Source organism: Gemmatimonadaceae bacterium (assembly GCA_020851035.1).
Classification (GTDB): domain Bacteria; phylum Gemmatimonadota; class Gemmatimonadetes; order Gemmatimonadales; family Gemmatimonadaceae; genus JACMLX01.
The window spans coordinates 47,043-66,171 of record JADZDM010000004.1; the positions used below are offsets into that span (position 1 = coordinate 47,043).

Sequence of the window (19,129 nt, forward strand, 5' to 3'; positions counted from 1 at the left end):
GACCTTGTGACGAGGCGCGGAAGCTGCCACCGTGGGTGATGCGATTCCCCCGCCCCTCCGTGCGGCGCGCCACCCTGGCCGGCGCCGTGCTGTTCCCGCTCGTCAGCCTGACTGCCGAGTTGCAGGCACAACGTGAGACGCGCCCCGCGGCCGGCCTGCAGGGGTTCGATCCGGCGGCGTGCCGGGGCGGGTGCACGCTCGACAGCCTGCAGGTCGACGTCGAGCGCGGGCGGCGGGCGCAGGCAGGCGTCGTGAACGCGACGTTCATCCTGGTCGACACCGTGGCGCAGGCGCGCCGCGGCGCACCCCCGGCACCGAAGGAACGCGCCGTGCCGGTCTGGATCGCATGCGACTCGACACCCTGTGGCGCGATCGTGATCACGGGCCGGGTTTCCGACAAGCGCCTCGACGATGCGCGGGTGATCCGGCGCACCGTCGCGGGGTGGACCCTCCCCCCTGCGCTGCTCGCGCGGTTGCACCGCAGCAGCGGGATGGCGGTGCATGTGGATGGGCGTGCGCATGTGCTCTCTCCGGCGATGGTCACGGCCACGCGTGCGCTGCTGGAGCCGATTCGCGCCGGCTTCGCCTCGGCCGTGTACTCGCCACGGTTACAGCTCTGGGTGGCGTCGTTCGCGCTCTTCGGCGTGCCCGGCGACAGCACGATGGCCGAGGATGTCGGCACCGCGACCGAGCCGCTGATGATGGTCACCGATCCGGGCACCTCGGTGCCGACCCGGGTCGCGACCCTGGTGCTGGCCGGGCGTGGTGGCGGTGCGGTGCCACTGCTGGTGCAGGACGATGGCACCGGGGCTGCGCCGCTGTTCGGGATCGGGGAGGCGGTGACGGTCGCGCTGCCGGGCCGTACTGGCCGGCGAGGCGCGGTGTCGGCGCGGGTGCTGGCCCGGCAGCGGGTGGAGGCGCTGCGTGACAGCTGTCAGGGGATGAAGGTGTGGACGTACCTGGTCTCGATGTCCGGCGCCGACCTGGCGACGGCACAGCGGGGGCTCGTCCCGTCGCCGCGGCCGGGCGAGGTGATCGACCGCTGGAACGGCGTGGCGGTCCGGGAGACGTTTCCGCCGCGCATGGCGGCGGCCGAGCAGCGGCAGGTCACGGCCAGCCGCAGCGTGGTTGCGCAGTTCGTGCGAGAGCGCGCCGCCACGGGCGTGCGCGAGCGTGACGTGCAGGTGGTTGCGGTGCTGCCGCGCGGCGCGGGGCTCGTCACGAACTTCGGTGTCTTCGCGCGCGATGCCGGGGGCGGCTGGCGCTTCCCGACGTTGACGCTGCGCCCCGCGACCTGCCCGGCTGGCTGAGCCGCCTCGTGTCAGGGAATGGATGAGACGGCCAGTGTCGGCTGTGGGCGATTGCCGGACAGTGGTGTACACTCTAGCCTGACGGTCCGCCGCGGGGACGGGCTGCCACACCTTGAACGGTGAGGGTCGGCAATGAGTGCTTCCATTTCGCAATCGGACGACGAGACGGTCGCCCACGATCGGCCTGTCCAGGCACAATCGAGTGGGGCGGTGCTGTCGGAGGGCGTCCTGGCCGGGTGTGTTGCCGCGGCGGCGGTGGCGCTGGTGTTCCTCGCGATCGACGTGGCGGCGGGCCAGCCGTTCCGGACCCCGCGGCAGCTTGGCGAGATGCTGCTGGGCGTGTTCGGTGCCGCGCCGGCGGATGGGGCGACGTCGCTGGCGTTGTACACCGTCTTCCACTTCGGCGCCTTCATCGTGACGGGGATCATCGCGGCCAACCTCGTGCAGGTGACGATGCGGCAGCCGGTGGCGATCCTCCTGTTCGTGATCCTCTTCCTCGCGTTCGAGGTGGCCTTCACCGGGTTCGTGGCGTACCTCGACACGCAGTCGACGGGCACGATCACGCCGTATCAGGTGGCGATCGGGAACGTGGTGGCGTCGGTGGCGATGGCGCTGTTCTTCCGGGCGCGCCATCCGCAGCTGCGCACGCTGGGCCGGGCGCTGGAGAACGAGGAGTAGGCGCCGGCGTGGCGCGTGCCCGACGGGGGCATCGGCCGGCCGGATTCGCGGACCAGCGGATGTGACGCTCGACGAACGAAGAACCGCCGCCTCCCGAGCCTGGGAGACGGCGGTTCTTCGTTGCCTGCAGCGTTCAGGCGATCAGGGCGATCAGTTGAACGTGTAGCGCAGGCCGAGCTGGAGACGCCACACATCGGAGAGGTCGGACGTCCGCTGGTAGGTCTGTGACATCAAGCTCGAGCCGATGTTGCGCAGACGGTAGAGCGGAACGCCTGACGTCGGCGTCGGGCGGGACACGAGCGGGGTGTTCGAGACGAGGCGCTGTGCCCCACCCCAGTTCTTGTTGATCAGGTTGCCGGCGTTCAGCACGTCGACGCGGACCTGGATCTTGTTCCGCTGACCGCCAAGGTTGCTGAAGAGGTCCTGCGTGAGGCTGACGTCCGCCCGGAAGACGGTCGGGAGGAAGACGGCGCCGCGCTGGGCATACTCACCGCGGTGCTTGGAGAGGTACGGATCCTGGTTGATGTACGACTGCCAGGCCGTGACCTGCTCGGCTGCGGTGAAGGTGCGACCCGAGGCCGTGTACGTCTCGAAGTTCATCTCGTTGATGTTCTTCGGGATGTAGATGAGGTCGTTGGCCGCGTTGCCGTCGCCGTTCAGGTCACCCGAGACGGTGTAGCTCGCGTTGCCGAGCGAGCGCAGCTCGGAGAACACCGAGATACCGGTGGCGCCCCAGCCGAAGTACTTCTTCGAGTAGGAGAACACCGCGAAGGCGCGATGGCCTGCCCAGCCACTGGAGTAGCCGACGCCCGGGTTGTTCGGGTCGTTCGCGATCTGGTTCGACTGCCACGAGCCGAAGGCGATCGAGCCTGGGTCGACCGTGTTGCGGGACGAGCCGTAGCTGTAGGCGGCCTTGGCGAAGAAGCCGTTGTCGAACGCCTTCTCGAGCGAGGCGGCGATGGTGTACGAGCTGCCGACGCTCTGGTTCTTGATGACCGTCGCGTTGCTGATGTTGGCGTTGATGCGGTTGCTGCCGACCCAGCGCGGGCGCGTGTCGGCCCCGACGAAGCGCGCGTTCGGAGAACTCAGGTTGGCGTTGATGTAGTAGGCGCCGTTGACGTCCTGGTTGTACAGGTACTCGACGGTGCCGATCACGCCCCACGGGAGCTTCTGGTCGAGCGCGAGGTTCGAGCGCCAGACCTGCGGGAACTTGTAGTTGGGGTCCGTGAGCGCGAGCTCGTAGGTGCTGGCCGGCGCGCCGGTGACCGTGGTCGGCTTGTAGGTGTCCGGGTTCGGGTTGAACGGGCGGGTCGTGGTGTTGTCGACCTGCTCGAAGCCCGTGAGGATGCCGTTGCCGCCGACCTGGTTGGAGACCCAGACGTAGGCCGGGCTGCCGGTGAAGATGCCGCTGCCGCCGCGGACCTGCGTGGTGCGGTCGCCGGTGGCGTCCCAGTTGAAGCCAAAGCGCGGGGACCAGAGGATCTTTGCGTCCGGGAACTTGTCGGTGCGGTACTGCACCGGGGCGCCGATCTCGTCACGGAAGGTGAGGAGGGCGGCCGCGGGGTTGTTCAGCGCCGTGTTCTTGAACTTCGGCACGTCGGCGCGGAGGCCGAGCGTGAGCTTGAAGCGCGGCGTCACGCGGTACTCGTCCTGCACGTAGGCACCGGCGTAGAACACGTCGAGCGGCTGGACCGGCTTGGTCTGGCCGGGCACGTTGTTGTAGCGGACCTGGAAGCGCGCCAGCGTCACCGGGGAGCTGGTGCGGTTCGGGTTCGCGAGGTAGCCGTTGGCGTCGGAGTAGAAGTCGGCCAGCGAGCTGTACACGTACACGCTCTGCGCGCCCGGGAAGAACACGTTCTCGGAGCGGTAGCGCTGGGCGGTCACGCCGAAGGTGATGTCGTGGCGCTCGGTGTTGACCGTCAGGTTGTTCTGGAACTGGAACGTGTTGTAGCGGAGCTCGTTGTTCGGCGTGAACGGCTCGAAGCCGAACGAGGTGTACGTCAGGCCGCCTTCCATGATGTCCACCAGCGGGAAGAACGCGCCCTTCGGCTCACGGCTCTCGTCGTTCGTGGTATAGCCGAGGATCATGTTGTTCGAGACGTTGGCACCCAGGTTCGAGTTCCACTCGCCGACGACCGACTTGATGTTCTCGAGGATGGCGTAGTTCGAGTTCTCGAAGCTGATCGAGTTCGCGTTCGTGCGCCGGTTGCCGAGGGTGCCGAGCGAGTTCGAGTTCGACATCAGCACGTCGGTCTTCGAGTCCAGCTGGATGTAGCGGAGGCTGAACTTGTTGTTGTCGTTCGCGTTGAAGTCGAGCTTGCCGATGATGCGGCGCGACGGCGTCTGGAGGTCGTAGCCGCTGACCCCGCCGGTCTCGTACTGGAAGTTGTTCCGCAGGAACGTCGACAGGGTGGTGATGTCGGAGTCCAGCACGCGAGTCGTGTTGCCGGCGATCGGCGTGGTGGACGTGGCGCGGGTGGTGAAGGTCGTGCCCGGCTGCGTCTGGGCATCGTCTTCCCAGTTCACGAAGAAGAAGAGCTTGTTCTTGATGATCGGGCCGCCGAGGCGGGCGCCCCACTGGCCGAAGTCGAACACGCCCGGGTTGACGGCGAGCGAGCCGGCCTTCTTGCCGACGTTGTCCTGGTTGCGCGAGATGCGGTACACCGAGCCGGAGAACTCGTTGGTGCCGCTCTTGGTCACCGCGTTCACGCCGGCGCCGACGAAGTTGCCCTGGCGGACGTCGAACGGTGCGACGTTGACCTGGATCTGGTCCACGGCATCGAGCGGGATCGGCGAGACGCCGGTACGCCCACCGGGCGTGGCGCCGGCACCGAGGCCGAACGAGTTGTTGAAGTAGCTGCCGTCGACCGTGATGTTGTTCAGGCGGCTGTCCTGCCCGCCGAACGACTGGCCGTTGGCCTGCGGCGTGAGGCGCGTGAAGTCGTTGATCGACCGCGACACGGTCGGCAGCGCCTCGAGCGCGTCACGGCTGACCGTGGTGGCGGCGCCGGTACGTGAGGACGTGAGCACGCCGCCGCTCTGCGCGGTGACGGACACGGCTGCGAGCTGGACGGCGGCTGGCACGATCTGGAATGCGACGTCGGCGGTGACGCCGAGCTGGATGCTGACGTTGGCCTGGCTGACCGGAGCATAGCCGATCGTGGTGGCCGTCACGGTGTACGGACCACCGACACGCATGCCGGGTATGGAGTAGCGGCCGTCTGCACGGGAGATGGCCTGATAGGCTGTTCCGGACGGCAGGTGCAGTGCGCGCACACGCACGCCGGCCATCGGCGCGCCCGTTTGCTTGGCGGTCACACGGCCGGCGAGCGAGCCGGTCGTGACCTGTGCTGGCAGAATACTCGCTGCGGCGGCCATGCAGACCGCAAGCAGCGACGCGACGAAAAATTTCCTCATTCCGGGTCTCCAGGGGTGAAAAACAGCGCCTGCCGATCGTCGGAAAAGCTAACCGGGCCCGGCGTGGCCCGCGCATTGCAATCGAATGTTCCCGCACCGGCCGCGTCCATTGGATGAGACCGGTCCTGCGCCGCGCCCATGCGTATGGATGAGATCGCATTGGCGTGGGTGATTCCCGAGCGGGTCGTCGTGGCGACCGGCTCATGCCGACAAGTGGTAGATAGTCGCGACCGGGACTGGTGGATCGCTCGCTGATCACCCCGTGACGGAGGAGTTACAGGACCCGTGCGGCGCCGGCGACACCTGACCGGCGGCAGCGGGGCGCGATCCCCCTTCGGATCGCTGATCGTGGCGCAAGGGCGCCGGATACCCGGGACGAGACTCGAACTCGTATACCCCGAGGGGTGGGGGATTTTGAGTCCCCTGCGTCTACCGATTCCGCCACCCGGGCCGGGTGTGATGTCTGAATATAAACTGGCTAGGGCGTATCTGCTAACGTGTTGTCATTGCGGCAGATACGGCTCCCCTCGTACCGCTATTGTCGCGCGCGCGAGGTTCGGCGGACAGATACCGAAAACGCTCGTGTATCGCCGCGCGCCGTCACGCGCCCCAAGTTTTGCCCCAAGTTTTAAGGTCAAACGCCGTCGCCGCGCCTATCGAGCTGAGCGCGTGGTGGGTGGCGACGTCCCGCCTCGTGAGCCGCACTGCGTGAGGCGTAGCTAAGGCCAGCCTCTTCAGCCCTAGTGCGCCGAAAGCCCCCCCGTCACAATGCCGCGGTCGCCTAGCTCCCGGCCACGTACTCCTCGGAATAGGAGCCCCCGAATGCTGGCCCCTACACACAGGAAAGCTTAGTTGCCGTTGATTAGGAAAAACTCATCAGAGTAGCTATGGCGGCATTCTCCGGAATTGGCCGAGAGGGCAAAACCTCTTGAATGCCGACCTCTTGTTCCTGCGAGGCAAACATGTGTAGGTCTCGCGCACCGCTCGCCTGTCCGCCCACAGAACGAGCGTCGCCTCGCCCCGCTGGGGGCGAGAGCGGCGGGGGATCTGAATTCCCCGCTCGCGAGGCCACTGATATCCCTGGCGCGGACAAGACTAGACACTCGTTTCGCACATATTATTGAAATTCGGAGGAAGAGTCGTGTCGTGCGCTGCTAGACGTTCCTGCGCGCGAGTCCGCAATTATCCCATAGGTCTACCAATGCTCGAACAGATTCCATTCGGCACGAACGACTTCGCTGAGAACCCAGAGCCGCGGTGTCCAGTCGTGCTGCTTCTTGACACGTCGGGGTCGATGAGCGGGCGACCGATGGCGGCTCTCAACGCCGGTCTCCAGACATTCAAGGACGAGCTGGTCGCGGATTCGCTTGCGGCGAAACGAGTCGAGGTTGCAACCATCTCGTTCGGCCCAGTGCAGGTCCAGCACGACTTCGTTGGCGCGGCTACCTACCAACCGCCGACATTGGCCGCGTCCGGAACGACTCCGATGGGCGAAGCGATTGTGCTTGGGTTGGACCTCATCCGTCGTCGAAAGGAGGAGTATCGCGCCAACGGTATCGCGTTCTATCGCCCGTGGGTCTTTCTGATCACGGATGGCGCCCCGACGGATAGCGTGCATCAGGCCATCGCGGCCATTCAAGAGGGCTCGGCGAGCAAGGCGTTCTCATTCTTCGCCGTCGGAACCCCAGAAGCGAACATGGAGGTGCTGGCACAACTGTCGCCAGACCGCCCGCCCTTGGTTCTGGACAACCTGCGCTTCCGCGACTTGTTCGTGTGGCTCTCAAACTCGATGCGCTCGATCTCGCGCTCCACGCCGAGCACTGAGGTGCCTCTCGTCAACCCGGCGGCGCCGGGCGGATGGGCGTCAGTCTCTGTGTGAGCTCGTGGACCAAACGAACAGCGTGAGTAGCGGCAGGCCGTCACCTGCTGAAGCGTGGCGTATCGTTGGCGGTTCGGTACGCGGCACTTCGCACGTTGACTCTGGCACGCCGTGTCAGGATGCGTGCGAGTTTGCCATTTTGCGTGCTGGAGACGACGCCGTCGCCGCAATTGTCACCGCAGACGGCGCTGGTAGCTCAGCGCATTCTGACGAGGGTGCGGAGCTGGCATGCGCTGCTCTGCTGGGCGAAGTCTCTGACTATCTCGACGGATACGAGCTCTCGGCCATCGACTCCCAAGTCGTGGAGGAGTGGTTTGTACGAGTGCACCAAGCCGTCACCGAACGGGCGGCCGAGCTTAACGTCCAGGTACGAGAGCTCGCGTGCACGCTGCTTCTCGGCGTGGTCGGAATGAACCGCGCGGTTTGCGCGCAGATTGGCGACGGTGCAATCGTCGTCAATGATGCCACCGCCGAAGGTGGATATGCGCCCGTCACGTGGCCTCAGTCAGGCGAGTATGCGAACCAGACTTTCTTCGCGACCGACCAAGAAGCACTGCGGCATCTTCAGATCGCCTTGCTCGAAGATCGACGAATTGATGAGATCGCGCTATTCTCCGACGGATTGGAGAAGTTGGCGCTGAATATGGGTACACGCTCCGCTCACGGGCCATTTTTTGAGTCGCTGTTCAGGCAGCTCAGGCCGCTGAGTCGTGGAGCTACCGCGAACATCGAGGGGCAGTTTCGCGCCTTCCTCGATTCTCCCGCCGTGAATGCCCGCACAGACGACGACAAAACTCTGGTGCTCGCGACGCGGCGGCATGGCGCGTCCCTGTTGCCTGTCAGCAACCAATAAGGCGCAGAAATGAAGGGTCCTTCCGTTCCGGTGCACGGACGCGGCTTCGTTGATGGTGCTGGCCGTCAGGTGCGTCTTGGGCAGGAGCTTGGACGCGGTGGCGAGGGTACTGTCTATGACGTCGTCGGCGCCCCGACTCAAGTGGCGAAGGTGTATCATCATCAGCCTGACAGCGACAAGGCGGCGAAGCTCGCTGCGATGACCCGCGTAGCTTCGCCGGCACTTTCTACTGCAGGCGCGTGGCCCATGGCGACATTGCATGCGTACGCAGGCGGACCTGTCGCGGGCTTGATCATGCCCCGCGCGAGAGGCGTCGAGGTGCATCGTGTGTATAGCCCCGCGTATCGCAAGGCCGAGTTTCCCGGCTACGACTGGGAGAAACTCATCTTCATCGCGAGAAACATCGCCGCAGCGGTCAGCCATATTCACCACGCAGGACACGTGGTCGGCGACATGAACGAGGGAAACGTACTTGTCGCGCCGAACGGTATTGTCCAGCTGATCGACTGTGACTCGTTTCAAATCGACGATGCTGGAGAGTGGCGCCTCTGTGAAGTGGGCGTGGCGAATTTCACGCCACCAGAGCTACAGTCTGCGTCCTTCCGCGGCGTCGTACGGACACCGAATCACGATGCCTTTGGCTTAGCGGTGTTGATCTTCCATTTGCTCTTCATGGGTCGCCATCCGTACGCAGGTCGGTTTGGCGGCACGGGCAATATGCCACTCGAGCAAGCAATTCGTGAGCACCGTTTTGCATTTGGCCGCAACGCGGGTTCGGTGCTGATGGCACCGCCGCCTGATTCCCTGCCCCTGGTCAGCGCATCAGAATCGCTCGCGGCTATGTTCGAGAGGGCGTTTGGCGAAGCAGGTTCACGCCCGGGCGCGCGCCCGAGCGCTAAAGCGTGGGCATTGGCGCTCGACGGATTACGGGCGGAACTCGCGACCTGCAATGTCAACCGCGCTCATCGCTTCCATCGATCACTCGGGACAGCATGTCCATGGTGTGCTATCGAAGCGACCGGCGGACCGAACTTCTTCGTGTCAGTAGTTGCAGCGGTTCAAGCCACGGCGGGCGGCTTCGATCTACACGGCGTGTGGGCATCCATCATTGCCCAGACAGCACCGGAAAGAGATCCGCCGTTCCCCGCACCAGTGGTCGGTGCGCTCACGCCGAGCGCGAAGGTGACCTGGTGGCGACGGCTGGCGTGGCGAACCCAGAAGTGGCTCATGCGGGCGTCCGTCGCCGGTGGTGTCGTCGCATGGATCGCATCTGCTCAAGGTCACGCCGTGGACACGCGGGAGAAGCTCGCCATCGTCGGTGCCGGCGTAAGCGCGTATGCTCTCCGAAGAGTGTCCCGCCTCGCGCACGAGCATGTTCGCTTGAAGGCTGCTGTCACGGATGCGCGCGCGCGACTCCGCGGCCTTGAGGCCGAGTGGGTCTCGGAACACCAGAAAGCCGCGGATCAGTTCAGCAGACGCGTCGCGGATCTTGCTGCCATGCGCGACGAGTATCTGAAACTCGAGGAGTCAAAGAATGCGGCGCGTCAGAAGCTTGATCGAGAGCGTCTGGCACAACAGCGGCGCGCATTTCTCCAGAAGCACTACATCAGAACTGCAACGCTGAGTGGAATTGGTCCAGGGCTCACGGCGACCTTGGCGTCGTTCGGCTTTGAGACTGCCGCTGATCTGGAGGGGAGGCGCGTGTACGGCGTTCCTGGATTCGGACCCGCGCGCGTGGCTACGCTTATGGCGTGGCGACAAGGACTCGAAGCCAGATTCCGATTTGACCCGACGAAGCCCGTCGATCCCGCCGAGGTGGCTGCGCTTGAGCAGAAGTTTGCTCGGCGGAAGGTTGAGATTGAACGAACACTTCTCGCGGGCCCAAGTGACTTGCGTCGAATGCTCTCATCTCACAGTCAAGTCAGGCAGCGACTGGAGGAGCGTTTCGCAGCGCAGCGGAGAGAAGTCTCCCTCTCTGAAGCTAATCTTGCGGTTGGACAGTGAGTGACATCCTGGGACTGGGTATCTAATCAACTGGTTGTTCTGCGAAGATCCGATTGTCGCACTTGTTCGGAACTACTGTTACGACGCAATTGTCACCTGAACTCTATACATGCTTACGAAGCTGACGCTTAAGAACTTTCGCGGATTCGAGGAGCATGAGCTTCCCTTGCGCAGGCAAACGATCATCGTCGGCCGCAACAATGCTGGCAAGTCAACGATTGTCGAAGCCTTGCGGCTTGTTGCACTGTTCACGTCCAGATTGCCGACTGGTACTTTCAGACCGCCACCGGAGTGGCTCGACCAGCCTGGCGCCGGGCGAGGAATTTTCTCGTCGCTCGACGGTACGTCTTTCGATTTTGACACTGCTCACCACCGATATGCTCCGCCGCCAAGTGTGATCACAGCCGAGTTCTCGCATGGTGCGGTTCTACGGCTTTACGTCGGCGATTCACAAATCTTCGCATCTGCGCAGAATCAGCAAGGTCGCCTCGTTGGTGACCGAGCGAGCGCCCGACTTCTCGCGCTTCCCCCAGTTTTGATCATGCCGCAGATAGGTCCGCTGGCGCTCGAGGAACGGCTGCTCAATTCTGAATACGTGCGCAGGATGCAAGGCACGCCGCTCGCGTCCCAGCACTTTCGCAATCAGTTGCATCTGGATGCTGAGGGCTTCGAGCGCCTGCAGAAGCTCGTCGAAGACACTTGGCCCGGAGTCAGGATCGACGATCTTCTTCTTGAAGACGCTGCTGGTATCGATGCGTCTGACAAACTGAATCAGCGTCTTCTACGACTCATGATTCGCAACGACGACTTTGTTGGTGAAGCTGCACGAATGGGTACCGGCCTTCAAATGTGGCTTCAGACGATGTGGTTGCTAGCGAGAGCGTCGAGTGATGCGACTGTCATTCTCGATGAGCCGGACGTGTACATGCATCCAGATCTTGAGCGTCGCCTCGTGCATGTGGTCAGTGGGCGGTACGCGCAGTCCATCATTGCTACTCATTCGGCCGAGATCATGGCGGAGGTCCAGCCTGATGAAATTCTCGTCGTTGATAGGAGTAGATCGTCGTCAAGCTTTGCATCAACCCTACCTGCTGTGCAGGGAGTCCTAGACGCACTTGGGAGCGTACACAACCTTCAGCTAGCTCGACTGTGGACGGCTCGCCGCCTCCTGCTCGTTGAAGGTGACGATATTGCGATTCTAGGTCCAATCCACTCAACGCTGTTCCCTAACTGTTCGTTACCGCTCGCCTCTCTCCCGCGTGCTGAGGTTGGTGGCTGGGGCGGATGGGAGCGTGTGATGGGATCTGCTGACGTTATGCGAAACTCCCTTGGTGAGCAGATCATGGTGTACGCGCTATTTGATCGAGACTTTCGCACGCCGACCCAGATCCAAGATCGCCTCGAGAAGGCAAAGCGGGCTCGTATCAATGCTCACATTTGGCAGCGAAAAGAGATTGAGAACTTTTTGCTAGTCCCAAGTGCCATCATTCGTGTGCTGTCCGCTCGAGTCGCCCGTCGTGAAGAGTTGCCGACTGCACAGGACGTGGAGGGGGCGCTCGACGCTATCGAGGCGGAGTTATGGGCGAGTGACACGGAGGTGTGCCTTGTGACTTCATTCGGAGCAGAAGTCAAGAACAACACAGGTACTGCGCTGCGCAAAGCACGTGAGTACGCTGATCCACTGCGAGCAACGCGTGAGGGTCGTTGGGCACTTGCGGGAGGGAAGCAAATGCTGTCGCAGCTCTCCAAGTGGACGCAAGATCGGTACGGCGTGTCATTGAGTGCACTGGCCTTGGCGCACGCCTTACAGCCAGACGAGATTGCTGCAGAACTCAAAAGTGTGCTTACCGCTGTTGAGACCGGAACACCGCTGGAATGACTTTGCGGCGTTCCGAGTTACTACGACAACCTCTCAGCAAGAGAAGATGTTCGCTCAGTTGGGAGTCGATACGATGACTCCGTTTCGGACGTATCGGTTCCGCAGCGACTCGGACTCGTGGAAGATCATAGCTAGAAAATACTCGATTCGGGTGGCGACGAGTGCTCGTGTTCCTTTCGTCTGCCCGTAGATGCTGATTGCCGCAAGCAGGTCGGGTGTGTTTGGGCTGGAGAGGCTCTGTGACATCCACACACCACCGCCGCTGATTCCATTTTGTTTCTTCATCGAATACAGACCGTCAATGTCAAGCACGCGATCTGGTCGAAACTTTATCGCGACGTGATGCTGTGCATTAAATGCACCTTCACCGATAGCTCGATACCTCGATGGCTCCAGCTCTACACCAGTGAAGATCGTCATTTTCGGATGAAAGGACTGGTCAGCGTCGTTACGGTTTTGGTGTGCAACCGGATAACCCAGAATCGTCCAGAACTTTGCGTTGCTCGTCGTTTCGGCGAGACATATGTCCTTCATCTCAATCCATCGGATATCGCGCAGATCCTCGGCAATCTCGTCTGGCAGTTGCACAACTGCAGCGTCTAGCCAGTCTCTCGAGCGTTCTGCACAAGTCCCCGTCGTCGAAAAGGTCGGCAGGGTGAAGAAGTGAGTGGATCCGCCCAGAACGAGCTCGCCGTGCTGCGCCCAATCTGTTACGTGAGCAGCCGTGAGTGCAAAGTGCATTCCGTCAATTCGCAAGAGAACGCTTGAGCCGACAAGCTCAAGTGAACCATCAGTGCGTTCGAGGCCGATGGGCCTGACGCATGAACTAGTCTCTGCCGCAAAGCTTAGCGCTCGAGTGTTTATGAGTTCGCGAGCTAAGCGCTCCTTGGGTGTTCTTGGCTTATTCCTTCCTCGCGTCATATCAGACCTCTCCCGGGAGCACGAAATTCATTGGATTAGAATCTCTTGCACGAGATGCCGTTCTCAGTCGTAGACGGAGTGCGGACACAAGGTCGATGGGTAGCTTTGTGTTGCCGACTCTCATTTGCAAGTGAAGCTGATTGCAATTGTGCGCGGCAGTATCCTCGACTCTCGTGATGGGTGAAAGCGGAGCCAACCCATTCTGCTCAAGTCTGACCGAGGGACTAGCGTTCGGCGTCGATGCGTTTGACGACCTCTGCCACCGTCCGTGTCTCAGTGCGCACGAACACGGAATCCAGGGGGTAGTCGCCCCAGCCGGAACCGCCAGCGACATCGACTCCCTCTGGGTCTTCGTCCACGTGAGTGTCAATGATCGTCTGAAAGTCCTCAGGTAGTGATCGTCTCAAATGCCCCACCCGGGTGATTCACGGCTCGGAGGGAGCGGTGAGGGTCGCGCGGACGAGCCCCGCCTTCCGCTTCTCGCGGAGCCGGTAGGAGTCGCCCTTGATGTTCACGGTGGTGGCGTGGTGCAGCAGCCGGTCGAGGATCGCGCTGGCGATCACGGCGTCGCCGAAGACCTCGCCCCAGGCCCCCAGACTCTGATTGCTGGTCAGCAGGATCGCGCCGCGTTCATAGCGCCGACTGACGAGCTGGAAGAAGAGGTTGGCCCCCTGCCGATCAATCGGGATGTAGCCGATCTCGTCGATGATCAGGAGCTTCGGCTGCGTGAGGAGCTTCAGCCGCTCCTCCAGCCGATTCTCATACAGCGCCTTGCCGAGCGTGGTGATCAGGGCGGTGGCGGTGGTAAACATCACGCGGAGGCCGAGCCGGCACGCTTCCATCCCCAGCGCGACGCTCAAGTGCGTCTTGCCGACGCCGGGCGGCCCGAGGAGGAGGGCGTTGGCGCCGTTCGCGACGAAGCGCATCGTGGCGAGCTCCTTGATCACCTTCGGGTCGATGGACGGCTGCGCTTTCCAGTCAAAGCCCTCGAGCGTTTTCTGAAACGGGAAGCGGGCCATTTGGATGCGCATCGTGTGATGCTTCTCCTGCTTGGCCGCGACCTCCGTTGCCAGGACCGACGTCAGGAAGGCGCTGTAGCTGAGCTCCTGCTGCGCGGCCTGCTCGAGGAGTGTGGAGAGCGTCTGGCCCACGCGTGTGAGCCGGAGATGCTGACAGTGCTGCGCCAGCGTCTCCATCTCGACCGCCGGCGAGTGGGTGTCGCGCGTCATGCGCCACACTCCGCGGCATACTGCTCGTACACGGCGAGGTCGCGCGTCATCACCTCGCCGGCGACGGGATAGCGTGGATCGTACTGCGGCGGTGCGGCGAGCAGTGGCGTCTGATCGAGGCGGAGCAGGCTCGCATAGTGCGCGGGCAGCATCGCCACGGTGTGACGCGGCTGCCGGGCGTGCGTGGCGACGACGGTGTCCCGATGCCAGATCGTGAAATCCTGCGCGTGTTCCTTCACGGTCACCGTCGCGCCCACGAGCTGCGCCGGCACGCTGTAGCGGGCGCCATCGATGCTCACCAGCGCGTCGGTGGCGACCTTGCGCTCGCGCGTGTGCGGCAGCGCATACGCCGGACGGCCATCGAGCGGCGTGAGCGCTTCGCGCGCGAAGCGCACGGCCGGACGTTCGTGCGTGGTCCCGTGCTCGCGCTGATCGGCGATGGTCGTCGCCCACTCCAGCAGCCACGCATTCAGGTGCGCCCACGAGTGGAAGCGCTTGCCAGCGAGCGCATTGCGCACGACGTACTTCACGCCGGATTCGACTTTGCCTTTGGTCTGCGGCCGATACGGCTGACAGGCGACGGGCCGCACGCCGTAGTAGCCGCAGAAATCGGCGTAGATCGGGTGCCAGCGGATCGTCTCGCGCGTGTGCAGGAGCACCATCGCCTTCGCGTTGTCGACGAGCGTGGTGTCGGTGACGCCGCCGAAATGCTGAAAGGCCTGTTCATGGCCCGCGATCCACTCGCGCAGGCGCTGCCGCGCAAACGCGACCGCAAAACAGCGACGGGAAAAGCCGAGCGTCATCACGAAGAGCTGCACGACCTCGCGGACGTCGGCGATCCACACGCGCGTCTGGCCGAAATCGACTTGGGCCTGGGCGCCAGGCGCGGTCTCGTACCGCACCGTCGCCGCCGCGGGCGTCGCGGCCTTGCGCAGCGGGACCACCGCCCGTCGCACGATGATCACCGAGCCTGAGAAGCCGCGCTCCCGCAGTTCCCGGAAGAGGACGGTCGCGTTGTAGTCGACCTCCGGGGCGCGGCAGGCCAGCCAGTCCTTGTACGGATCGAGGCACGACACGACCGCCCGTGGCGTCCGCGGCGCGTACTGGCCGCGCCGCGTCCAGCGCTGCACCGTCTTCCGGTCGAGTCCGTAGGCCCGAGCCACGGCGGCCACCGCCTCGCCCCGCGCCCGCGCCTGCACCACCTGCTCCACCACGGTTTCCGTCAACATCGGGGCTGCTCCGAGCCAAGGCTGCTCGGAAGATGCCCCGCCATCCGGTCCTACCAGCCACTCCAGTCTGCCATCCATTGCCCAGCTCCCGCGGTGGGGGTGGGGCATTTGAGACGATCACTGGGTGGGGAATTTGAGACGATCACTGACAACGTGAGCCGTGGCGTGTTGGTTTTTGGTCATCGTCTGAGCGTTGGTCTACGAACGGTTTACGGGTCGGTCGACGGGAGTGGCGGGACTGTGATGAAATGTGCCGTGTGGTACCGAGCGTACGCCCGTGGGTCTGCGAGGACCAGTGGGGGGCACGTTCGGAAGTGGCTTGTCGGAATGGACGAGGTCGCCAAGGCGCGCGTGGCCAAGCCGTGCCAGGCGAAACTGAGAGGTGTTGTCAATGGGGTCGGTGCATTCAGCTCCGCCGTGACGTGAACTGCGCTTGGCCTTATCGCCCCATGCTTCGCCCCAACGCGCTTCCAGCCTGACCCCGCTTTCTCGCTGTAACTCTTTGTCCCGCAATAACTTCGGCCCCAGAAACACAAAAGACGCCGGGCCTTTTGAGTCCCCTGCGTCTACCGATTCCGCCACCCGGGCAGGATGACGCCCCAATTATAACCGGCGCCTGCGGCTCGCGCGAAACGGTTGCGTCGCAACGGGTTGTGCGCATCCCCTGAGAATCCGCCGCATCAGCACACCGCGCTGCCGTGGGCATGAGCCGACGCGAGCGCAGCCGGGCCCGGCTGATACGTCGCTGCAGCGGATCGCCGCATCCTCACGGCGCCACACCATCCCGCCGCAGCTCCTCTGCGGTCGCTGCCCGCGCCACCGTGCCCGGCGGATCGGCATACCATCCGGGATCGGCCTGACCCGTCACCCGGTCCCGCACCTTCAGCAGCGTGAACATCCCGCCCATGTCGATGTGCCCCTTCGGACCGGCCACCCCCGCCATCGGTACCGAGTTCGCCGGCACCGGCATCCCCATCAGGCCGTGATCGCCCATGCCGGTCTGGCCCATCGTCATGTACTGCGGCAGCAGTGACGCCGTCGCGCCATCCACCTTCGCCCGGTCCACGCCGATCAGGTTCACGCCGCTGTGGCCCATCTGGTTCATCGTGTGATGGGTCATGTGGCAGTGCATCGCCCAGTCACCGCTCGCCTCGGCCGTGAACTCCACTGTGCGCGTGGTGCCGACGGGCACGAGCGTGGTGCTCTCCGGGAACTGCGCACTGCGCGGCACCTCCCCACCGTCGGTGGCGGTCATGCGCCATGCCAGCCCGTGCACGTGGATCGGATGGTGGCTCATCGCGCCGAGATTGCCGAAGCGGATGCGCACGTCGTCCAGGCGCTGGATCACGAGCGGCGCCGTGCCCGGGAACGCGCGACTGTTGAAGGTGAGGATGTTGAAATCCGTCATCTCGTTCGGGTCCGGCCGCGCGGTGTCGAGCGCGATGCGCCACTCACTCGACAGCAACGCGAAGTCCCGCGCCGGGCGCCGCCGCCCGCCCCGCGGGTGCACGACGATCATCCCCATCATGCCCAGTGCCTGCTGGGTCATCTCGTCGTAGTGCGGGTGGTACAGGAAGGTGCCGTGCTGCTCGAGGTCGAACTCGTACACGAAGGTCTCACCGGACCGGATCGGCGGCTGGCTCACGCCCACGGTGCCATCCATGCCCGACGGCACGAGCAGCCCGTGCCAGTGAATGCTCGTTGCCTCGGGCAGCCGGTTGGTCACGTACACGCGGATGCGGTCACCCTCGACGGCTTCGAGCACGGGACCGGGCGTGCGGCCGTTGTAGCCCCAGCAGGTGGCGGTCAGCCCCGGCGTGAACTCATGCCGGCACTCTCCCGCCGTGAGGTGGAAGACCTTCACGCGATCCACCACGCGGAACGGCAGCGTGGCACCGTTCGGCACGATCACGGGGGTGTAGTCCCGACCCGGCACGCCGGGGGCCACGCGCGCACCGCCAAGCCGCGGGCGCGGCGCCACGGTATCGGGCGGCGTGGCCGGCGCCGCGACCTGCTCGTGCACGTGCTGTGCCCGGGCGATCGTGGCCGCGGCTGCCGAGGCGGTGAGCACCGTCACGCCCTGCCCGATCAGCGCGCGACGCGACATCGGTGCCGTCGCGCCGGTGTCGCCGTCGGCGGCGTCGCCCTGCTGCGCCTGGTCGCGCGTTTCGTCGCTCATCGCTGCCCCATCAGAAGTTGCGCGCATCGGTGGCGCCCGCATCGCGCTCCAATGCCGTGAGCGGCGCCAGTGAACCGCCGACAGCGCGCTCGAGTTGTGCGCGCACCGTCCAGTAATCACGCAGCGCCTCGACGTACGCCTGCCCGGCATCGATCTCGGCCTGCTTCGCAAGCAGCAGCGTGAAGACGCTCTGCGCCATCGCGTTCACGAAGCGCTGCGACTCGGCCACCACCCGCTGCCGCAGCGGCAGCACGGTGCGACGCAGGTGATCGACCCGCGCGCGCGCCGCATCCAGCCGCGCCGCGAGCTGTTCCACCTCGGCCGAGATGTCCACGGCGAGCGCGTCGTGCCTGGCGCGCGCCTGCCGGAACTGCGCCTGTGCGCGGGACAGGCGTGCCTGCCCGCGATCGAAGAGCGGCAGCTCGAACGAGGCCGAGACGCCGCGGAACGTGCCGTCGGGATCCTGCTCCTGCGCGACGCCGATGGTGCCGTCGGGGAGGACGGCGAAGGCGCGCGTGAACCCCGCCAGCCGACCCGCCGCCTCGACGTCGAAGAACGCGGCCTGCAGGTCGAGCCGGCGGGCGCGTGCGAGCACTGCGAGATCTCGCGCAGTCGGCAGCGTGTCGGTCGCCGGTTCGAGACGTGGCGTCACGTGCCAGGCCGTGTCGGCGCCGGTGCCGAGCACACGTGTGAGCTCCGCGCGCGCGGCGCGACGCTCGGCCTCGGCGGACAGCAGTGCGAGGCGCGCATCGGCGGCGAACCCCTTCTCCAGCGACACGTCGTATTCCGACAGGTTACCGGCGTCGCGCAGCGCCTGGGCGGCCGTGGCGCTCGCCTCGGTGGCCCGCAGCACCGTCTCGCGCAGTTCCTGCATCTGGCCCGTGGCCTGTGCCTGCACGTACGAGACGCGGACCAGCGCGACGAGGTCGATCACTGAGGCGGCGACCCGCGCGCGCGTGGCCGCGAACGCACTGGCGGCGACACGTCGGCGGAGCGGCGCCTTCAGCATGTCCAGGAACGGCACGGTGAGTCCGAGCAGCTGCAGGCCGGTGCCACCGCCGATGGTGGGGCGCAGCCGGTCACCGGCGAGGACCGGATTCGCGAACAGACCGGCCTGCACCACGTCGGCCTGCGCGATGCCGAGCTCCTCGAACGCGGCCTGCAGGTGGCGATTGCGCAGCAGGGCCACGCGCACGGCGGTGTCGGCCGCGACCTCGCCGCGCAACGCGGTGCGGGCGTAGGCGCGTGCGCTCGAATCCTCCGCGCTGCCCTGCACCCAGGCGATCGGCAGCGGCAGGCGTGCACCGACCAGTGCTTCCACCTCCCGCAGCCCACCCTTGTGCGGCCCGCTGGCGCAGCCGGTTAGGAGCAGCGTGAGAAGCACCAGCGTCCGCAGCGATCGGTCGGAGCCTTGATGCAACGTCGGGCAGCGGGGTTCGGGCATACTCGGGCGACTGGGATCCACGGCGTACGCACGCACTGCGCGGGGCGGCGCACGAGGAGGCGTCCGGGGCGTGCCGGCCGGCTGACGCCGGTCCGCACAGGAACGCA

12 protein-coding genes and 1 tRNA gene are annotated in these 19,129 nt (G+C 64.9%); 6 read left to right on the forward strand and 7 right to left on the reverse strand.

Going from position 1 to position 19,129, the window contains the following annotated elements; genetic code table 11:
• Positions 1 to 38 precede the first annotated feature (38 nt).
• Complete coding sequence (locus IT355_03135) at positions 39 to 1,310, forward strand: hypothetical protein (protein MCC7052234.1); 1,272 nt, start codon at positions 39 to 41, stop codon at positions 1,308 to 1,310.
• 132 nt (positions 1,311 to 1,442) lie between these two features.
• Complete coding sequence (locus tag IT355_03140; GenBank protein ID MCC7052235.1) at positions 1,443 to 1,988, forward strand: hypothetical protein; 546 nt, start codon at positions 1,443 to 1,445, stop codon at positions 1,986 to 1,988.
• Positions 1,989 to 2,138: 150 nt separating this feature from the next.
• On the opposite strand, the gene IT355_03145 is transcribed toward IT355_03140, so the two are convergent.
• On the reverse strand, positions 2,139 to 5,405 hold the full coding sequence (locus IT355_03145; GenBank protein MCC7052236.1) for a TonB-dependent receptor: 3,267 nt from the start codon (positions 5,403 to 5,405) through the stop codon (positions 2,139 to 2,141).
• 367 nt (positions 5,406 to 5,772) lie between these two features.
• A tRNA-Leu gene (locus IT355_03150) sits at positions 5,773 to 5,856 on the reverse strand.
• Between the two features lie 750 nt (positions 5,857 to 6,606).
• On the opposite strand from IT355_03150, the gene IT355_03155 reads away from it, so the two are divergent.
• The 4 genes from IT355_03155 (at position 6,607) to IT355_03170 (ending at position 12,020) form a co-directional block, all read left to right on the forward strand.
• Positions 6,607 to 7,284, forward strand: a complete 678-nt coding sequence (locus IT355_03155; protein MCC7052237.1) for a VWA domain-containing protein — start codon at positions 6,607 to 6,609, stop codon at positions 7,282 to 7,284.
• Between the two features lie 4 nt (positions 7,285 to 7,288).
• Complete coding sequence (locus tag IT355_03160; protein MCC7052238.1) at positions 7,289 to 8,137, forward strand: protein phosphatase 2C domain-containing protein; 849 nt, start codon at positions 7,289 to 7,291, stop codon at positions 8,135 to 8,137.
• Positions 8,138 to 8,146: 9 nt separating this feature from the next.
• The gene (locus IT355_03165; protein ID MCC7052239.1) at positions 8,147 to 10,141 is read left to right on the forward strand and encodes a hypothetical protein; all 1,995 of its coding nucleotides are present in this window, start codon (positions 8,147 to 8,149) and stop codon (positions 10,139 to 10,141) included.
• Positions 10,142 to 10,250: 109 nt separating this feature from the next.
• The gene (locus IT355_03170; protein ID MCC7052240.1) at positions 10,251 to 12,020 is read left to right on the forward strand and encodes an AAA family ATPase; all 1,770 of its coding nucleotides are present in this window, start codon (positions 10,251 to 10,253) and stop codon (positions 12,018 to 12,020) included.
• 54 nt (positions 12,021 to 12,074) lie between these two features.
• On the opposite strand, the gene IT355_03175 is transcribed toward IT355_03170, so the two are convergent.
• From IT355_03175 to IT355_03195, 5 genes are all read right to left on the reverse strand, one after another.
• Entirely contained in the window at positions 12,075 to 12,761 is a 687-nt protein-coding gene (locus IT355_03175; GenBank protein MCC7052241.1) for a hypothetical protein, read from the reverse strand.
• A 605-nt stretch (positions 12,762 to 13,366) separates the two neighbouring features.
• The gene (gene istB / locus IT355_03180; protein MCC7052242.1) at positions 13,367 to 14,137 is read right to left on the reverse strand and encodes an IS21-like element helper ATPase IstB; all 771 of its coding nucleotides are present in this window, start codon (positions 14,135 to 14,137) and stop codon (positions 13,367 to 13,369) included.
• 29 nt (positions 14,138 to 14,166) lie between these two features.
• A complete protein-coding gene (istA, locus tag IT355_03185; GenBank protein MCC7052243.1) occupies positions 14,167 to 15,399 on the reverse strand; it encodes an IS21 family transposase in 1,233 nt (410 codons plus the stop codon).
• Between the two features lie 766 nt (positions 15,400 to 16,165).
• Positions 16,166 to 17,506, reverse strand: coding sequence for a copper oxidase (locus IT355_03190; protein MCC7052244.1), 1,341 nt, complete (start codon positions 17,504 to 17,506; stop codon positions 16,166 to 16,168).
• Between the two features lie 82 nt (positions 17,507 to 17,588).
• On the reverse strand, positions 17,589 to 18,962 hold the full coding sequence (locus IT355_03195) for a TolC family protein (protein MCC7052245.1): 1,374 nt from the start codon (positions 18,960 to 18,962) through the stop codon (positions 17,589 to 17,591).
• Positions 18,963 to 19,129 lie beyond the last annotated feature (167 nt).